This is a genomic window from Thiocapsa sp., assembly GCF_035467215.1.
Lineage (GTDB): Bacteria > Pseudomonadota > Gammaproteobacteria > Chromatiales > Chromatiaceae > Thiocapsa.
In genome coordinates, this window is record NZ_DATITZ010000263.1 from 1 (window position 1) to 5,508 (window position 5,508).

At 62.2% G+C, this 5,508-nt stretch carries 6 protein-coding genes, 1 tRNA gene and 1 other RNA gene; 5 read left to right on the forward strand and 3 right to left on the reverse strand.

The window, feature by feature from the left end:
- Window positions 1-74 precede the first annotated feature (74 nt).
- The 3 genes from VLR48_RS14970 to tpiA all read right to left on the reverse strand — a co-directional run bounded on the left by VLR48_RS14970 (window position 75) and on the right by tpiA (window position 1,488).
- A tRNA-Leu gene (locus VLR48_RS14970) sits at window positions 75-159 on the reverse strand.
- A 9-nt stretch (window positions 160-168) separates the two neighbouring features.
- Window positions 169-702, reverse strand: a complete 534-nt coding sequence (gene secG / locus VLR48_RS14975; RefSeq protein WP_325292561.1) for a preprotein translocase subunit SecG — start codon at window positions 700-702, stop codon at window positions 169-171.
- Between the two features lie 21 nt (window positions 703-723).
- Complete coding sequence (gene tpiA / locus VLR48_RS14980; RefSeq protein ID WP_325292562.1) at window positions 724-1,488, reverse strand: triose-phosphate isomerase; 765 nt, start codon at window positions 1,486-1,488, stop codon at window positions 724-726.
- A gap of 268 nt (window positions 1,489-1,756) precedes the next feature.
- On the opposite strand from tpiA, the gene smpB reads away from it, so the two are divergent.
- From smpB to hsdR, 5 genes are all read left to right on the forward strand, one after another.
- Window positions 1,757-2,233 carry an SsrA-binding protein SmpB gene (gene smpB / locus VLR48_RS14985; RefSeq protein WP_325292563.1) on the forward strand — a complete coding sequence of 159 codons (477 nt, stop codon included), beginning with the start codon at window positions 1,757-1,759 and terminating at the stop codon, window positions 2,231-2,233.
- Between the two features lie 54 nt (window positions 2,234-2,287).
- Window positions 2,288-2,623, forward strand: a transfer-messenger RNA (tmRNA) gene (gene ssrA, locus VLR48_RS14990).
- A gap of 570 nt (window positions 2,624-3,193) precedes the next feature.
- Window positions 3,194-3,436 (forward strand): AbrB/MazE/SpoVT family DNA-binding domain-containing protein, encoded by a 243-nt coding sequence (locus tag VLR48_RS14995; protein ID WP_325292564.1) that lies wholly within the window; start codon window positions 3,194-3,196, stop codon window positions 3,434-3,436.
- A 5-nt stretch (window positions 3,437-3,441) separates the two neighbouring features.
- Window positions 3,442-3,921, forward strand: coding sequence for a type II toxin-antitoxin system VapC family toxin (locus VLR48_RS15000; RefSeq protein ID WP_325292565.1), 480 nt, complete (start codon window positions 3,442-3,444; stop codon window positions 3,919-3,921).
- Window positions 3,922-4,135: 214 nt separating this feature from the next.
- The coding region (gene hsdR / locus VLR48_RS15005) for an EcoAI/FtnUII family type I restriction enzme subunit R (RefSeq protein ID WP_325292566.1) at window positions 4,136-5,508 on the forward strand (1,373 nt) is incomplete at its 3' end.

Consider the following 5,508-nt stretch of genomic DNA (forward strand, 5'->3'; position numbering starts at 1 on the left):
GGCAGACCCCTCGGGTCAAGCCCGGATTGTGCCGAATCTGCACACAACCGTGTCAGCACTGGCGATAGTCAGGATGGTGCCCAAGGCCGGACTTGAACCGGCACGGCTTACGCCACTACCCCCTCAAGATAGCGTGTCTACCAATTTCACCACGTCGGCGTTTACTCTCTACTCCGCGGTCGCCGGATCGGCGGCCTCGGCCTTATTCTGCTCTTCTGCGGCGCTCCCGTCGAGAATCACCTCGGTCGTCTCGACCTCGGCAGCGCCATCAGCCGAACCTTCGATCAGGGTCTCCTCGACGATCGCGGTCGGCACATCAACTGCAGGCGCCAGCCCGACCGGAACATCCGACGGCGAATCGACCTGTTCACCGCCCGGGATCGCTGGGATATCCGAGGTCGGCGCAGCTACGGGCGACGGGACAATGATGGTTCGTTCGTCCACGCGATCCATGATCGTCACTGGCTCTGACCCCTTCGTCGCATAATACGCCAAAGCCATGCTGGTAAGAAAGAACATCGTCGCCATAATGCCCGTCGTGCGCGTCAGGAACGAACCCGACCCGCGGGCACCGAAGACGGTCGCGGAGGCCCCACTCCCGAACGCTGCACCTGCATCCGCACCCTTCCCGTGCTGGATCAGGATCAACCCGATCAAGCCGAGGGACAGGAAGACCTGCATGACGGTCAAAATGGTTTGCATGAGTCTCTCGTTGCCGCAGCCTTAGGCCGCGAGCTGTTCTCCGGCCAGACAAATCGCTAGAAAATCATCGGCGCTCAGCGATGCGCCGCCGATCAGGCCGCCGTCGATGTCCGGCTGGGCCAGCAGCTCCGCGGCGTTGCCGGGCTTCATGCTGCCGCCGTAGAGGATGCGCAACTTCTCGGCAATCGAACCGTTCAATGCAGCGATCCGGCCGCGTATGTAAGCGTGAACGGCTTGCGCCTGCTCGGGCGTCGCCGTCTTTCCGGTGCCGATCGCCCAAACCGGCTCGTACGCGATCTCGATCCCCGTGAAGGCTTCGATCCCGATGCGCTCGACCACGCCGTCGATCTGAGCGGCGATCACCGACTCCATCTCGCCGGCCTCGCGCTGCTGCAGCGTCTCGCCGACGCACAGGATCGGGGTCAGGCCGCTCTCTGTCGCGCGCGTCAGCTTTTGCGCGATAGATGCCTCGTTCTCGCCGTAATACTCGCGACGCTCGGAATGACCGCAGATGACATACCGACATCCGAAATCGGCCAGCATCGAGCCCGACACCTCGCCGGTGAAGGCGCCGCCGGGCTCCGTGCAGAGATTTTGAGCACCCAGCCGCACCGAGCTTCCGGCAAGCACCTGCTCGCCGAGATGGAGATACGGGAAGGGTACACACACCGCGACGTCGGTCTTCGAGAGACCACCGGACCCTGCCACGACACCCTTCAACAGTGCTTCCGCACTGGACTTGCTGCCGTTCATTTTCCAGTTACCGGCGATCAGCGGCTGGCGCATCGAACCCCTCCAGGTAAGTCGAGCCCGCGAATTTAGCCGGCCTCGGTGCGGAAATCAAGTCTCGTTTGATTTACAATTGAAATGCGTCCGGTGCTTCTTGTCTTCTCCGAGCCCGTCGGCCATGGCCGGAGCCACCGACGAGCGCCGTCCAGACGCATTTCAAGAATTTTCTATGATCTTTTAAGCCGCGTCCGACGCGAGGCTCGCGATGGTCTACCCCGAGCGGCCTCCGATCCAACGTCGGTTTTTGACCTCCGGGACGCGGCTTATGGCGAAAGGAAAGAAGAAAACCGATGGCGGCTCGACCATCGCGCTCAACAAGAAGGCCGGGCACGAGTACTTCATCGAGCAACGCATCGAGGCCGGCCTCGTCTTGGAAGGCTGGGAGGTCAAGAGCCTGCGCGCAGGTCGTCTCCAGCTCAAGGAGGGTTACGTGAAGATCCTCCATGGCGAGGCATTCCTGATCGGCGCGCACATCTCCGCCCTGGCCGCCGCCTCCACCCACGTCAACCCGGACCCGACCCGCAGCCGCAAGCTGCTGCTCAAACGCAGCGAGATCAGCCGCCTGATCGGCCAAACCGAGCGCGCCGGCTACACCCTGGTCCCGACGGCGATGTATTGGAAGCGCGGCAAGGCCAAGCTCGAGATCGGGCTCGCCAAGGGCAAGAAGCAGCACGACAAGCGCGACACCGAGAAGGATCGTGACTGGCAACGCGACAAGGAACGCCTCTTCAAGACCGGCTGAGCTTGCCGCGGAACCGCGGTTACTCTAGAGTGTCGTACTGATACCTGGGGGCGACATGGTTTCGACGTGGGTCGCAAAACCTGAGGTGCATGCCGAGGTGCGGGTGACCTCGTAAATCCAACCGCAAATCTATAGTTGCCAACGACGACAACTACGCTCTCGCGGCTTAGGCCAGCGAGCCTCTGACCGTTCCCTGCCTATGGGGGGCGGATTCCAGGGGTAACATAACATGGGATCGCGGTGACGGGGGCTCGGACCTGATCCGCTAAAACCTAATTCGAGATCGCCGACTGATCGCCCTGCCCCTCGGGCGGCGGAAGGCTAAAAATAATAGAACGGGCTAAGCATGTAGGACCAAGGGCGGAGGGCTTGCGGACGCGGGTTCGATCAACGCACAGGTCGCCTTTGCTCGTAAGGGCAAAGTGAAAACGGGGCTCACATCGGCGAACCCTGCAGTCGGCTCAGACCGACACGGCAACGCCGAGGGGTAGGAAGAGGGCCAACCTCAGACCTGCCCTGTAGAGACTCATAGAGACGCTGACCCGGCAACGGCAGAGCGTCCACTAGGATCCGCGGCAACGCGGATAACACGCCCCGCATCCGGACCCCATCGGGTCGTATCCGATCCGGATGAAGGCATAGTCCAGGCCTCACCGAAAGGTGGGGAATCACTGTCCCGCCGCCTCCACCAATCAACGGGCCTGGGAGTACACCCCAAGGCCCGTTTTCTTTTTGTGTTCAGAAAATCCGTGGCGAATTATCGCAAATTCAATCCCTCCGCGAGAACATCGACCGCCGGCACTTAGCCCGTTGCCTCACCCGGCCGGTACAAGAACGGGTTCCCGCGCATGAAGCGCAGCGAGCATTTCCAAAACCGCCGCTCCCGACATCTCGCGCGACCCGAGCAATTGGCATATGCTCGCGCGTATGTCTTCGCCCGTGTCTTCGGATCAATCTCCCATGAACCCTGAACGCCACGTCCGCCTGTTTCGCAACGGTCGCAATCAAGCTTTACGCATCCCGAGGGAGCTCGAGCTGGACGCGGACGAGGCGATTATCCGCAAGGACGGCGAGCGACTGATCGTCGAGCCGGTGAAGCGCCGACCGGACCTCGCCACGCTACTCGCCGGATGGGAGCCGCTAGACGAGACCCTCGCCGATGTCGACGAAGGGCTATTGCCCTTGGACGACATCCGACTCTAAGTGCCATGGCAAACATTGCGGGCCTGCGCTACCTGCTCGACACCAACATCCTCTTCGCGTTGATTCGTCAACCCCGGGGACCGGTGGCCGCGACACTTGCTCGGCGCGGCTACGGGAGTGTCTGTACCAGCATCGTCGTGGCCGCCGAGTTGCGTTTCGGTGCCCGCAAGCTCGGCTCCAAATCCCTGACCGACAAGGTCGACGACCTGTTGGCCTCGCTGCCCGTCCTGCCCTTGGACTCCGAAGCCGATCGGACCTACGCGGAGATACGACTTCGGCTGGAGCAAGCCCGGACGCCCATCGGACCCAACGACCTGCTGATCGCCGTTCATGCTCTGGAATCCGGCCTGATCCTCGTGACCGACAATCTGGACGAGTTCGTGAGAGTCGCCGGGCTGCGAGTTGGAGAATTGGCTGAACAGCCCGACGTCCGAGGCGCAATAATTCGGACGACAGGGCTCCGCCCCTTGCCCTCACGGCATTAGGCGCTGCCCTTCCGGGACGATCCCACCGTCGCCGACGATCCACCGTTATTCCGCCGGAGATTCGTCATCCTGAGCCGCGCGGCCGGAGGCTCCCCCTTCTCTACCGAGTTGCGTAGGCTGCTGCCCGAACTGCCTGTACAAGGTCGGGCTCGCATTCTCGGGAAGTCAGCCCGGCTCCGCGCACCGTGAATCCAACAGGGAAGCTCATACGGGCATGAACAAGAAGGCGCTGACCGAAGCAGACATTCGCACCAAGTTCATCACGCCCGCGCTGGTCGGTGCGAACGGGGACAAGTGGGACCTCCTGACACAGATTCGCGAGGAGGTCTACTTCACCAGAGGCCGGGTCATCGTTCGCGGGAAGACGGTGAAGCGTGGCGTTGCCAGACGCGCCGACTACATCCTGGTGTACAGGCCCAACATCCCGCTCGCCCTCATCGAGGCGAAGGACAACAACCACGCCGTCGGCGACGGCATGCAGCAGGCGCTGGACTGCGCGGAAATGCTCGATATTCCCTTCGTCTACAGCTCCAACGGCGACGCCTTTCTGGAACACGACCGCACGGTGACCACCGGAGCCGTGACGCGCGAGATCCCACTCGACCAATTCCCCACCCCGGACGAGCTCTGGGCGCGCTACTGCAAGGCCAAGGGGTTGCTCGCGCAAGAGCAGGTAGTCGCCGTTCAGGACTATTTCGACGACGGCTCCGGCAAGGTCCCCCGCTATTACCAGCGCATCGCCATCAACCGCACCGTGGAGGCCATTGCCCGCGGCGCGAGCCGCATCCTGCTGGTCATGGCCACGGGTACGGGCAAGACCTACACCGCCTTTCAGATCATCTGGCGGCTGTGGCGATCGGGCGCCAAGAAACGCATTCTGTTCCTGGTGGACCGCAACATCCTGGCCGATCAGACCAAGACCAACGACTTCAAGCCCTTCGGTCAGGCCATGACCAAGATCACCAACCGCACGGTGGACAAGGCGTTCGAGATCTATCTCTGCCTCTATCAAGCGGTGACCGGTACCGAGGAAGAGCAGAACATTTACACGCAGTTCTCCTCGGATTTCTTCGATCTGGTCTTCGTGGACGAGTGTCATCGGGGCAGCGCCGCGGACGATGCCGCTTGGCGAAAGGTGCTCGAATACTTCTCCACGGCGACCCAGATCGGGATGACGGCCACCCCCAAGGAGACCAAAGAGGTCTCGAACATCGACTACTTCGGCGAGCCCATCTACACCTACTCGTTGCGGCAGGGCATCTCGGACGGCTTTCTCGCACCCTACAAGGTTGTACGCATCGGGCTTGATCGGGATCTCGACGGCTGGCGCCCGGAGTCCGGGCAAACCGACAGGTTCGGTCATGCCATCGAGGACCGCGAATACAACGACAGCGACTACGACCGCGCCCTCATACTCGAACAGCGCACCGCCCTGGTCGCGGCCAAGATCACCGAGTTCCTCAAGGCGACGGACCGCTTCGCCAAGACCATCGTCTTCTGCCAGAACATCGACCATGCCGAGCGCATGCGCCAGGCCCTGGTCAACGCCAACCCGGACCTGGCCGCCGCCAACAGCAAGTACATCAT

Excerpts from the sequence above, each read along its gene's own strand:
- VLR48_RS15000 (WP_325292565.1), top strand. The coding sequence starts at position 3,442 with ATGGCAAACATTGCGGGCCTGCGCTACCTGCTCGACACCAACATCCTC.
- secG (WP_325292561.1), bottom strand. The coding sequence starts at position 702 with ATGCAAACCATTTTGACCGTCATGCAGGTCTTCCTGTCCCTCGGCTTG.
- tpiA (WP_325292562.1), bottom strand. The coding sequence starts at position 1,488 with ATGCGCCAGCCGCTGATCGCCGGTAACTGGAAAATGAACGGCAGCAAG.
- smpB (WP_325292563.1), top strand. The coding sequence starts at position 1,757 with ATGGCGAAAGGAAAGAAGAAAACCGATGGCGGCTCGACCATCGCGCTC.
- VLR48_RS14995 (WP_325292564.1), top strand. The coding sequence starts at position 3,194 with ATGAACCCTGAACGCCACGTCCGCCTGTTTCGCAACGGTCGCAATCAA.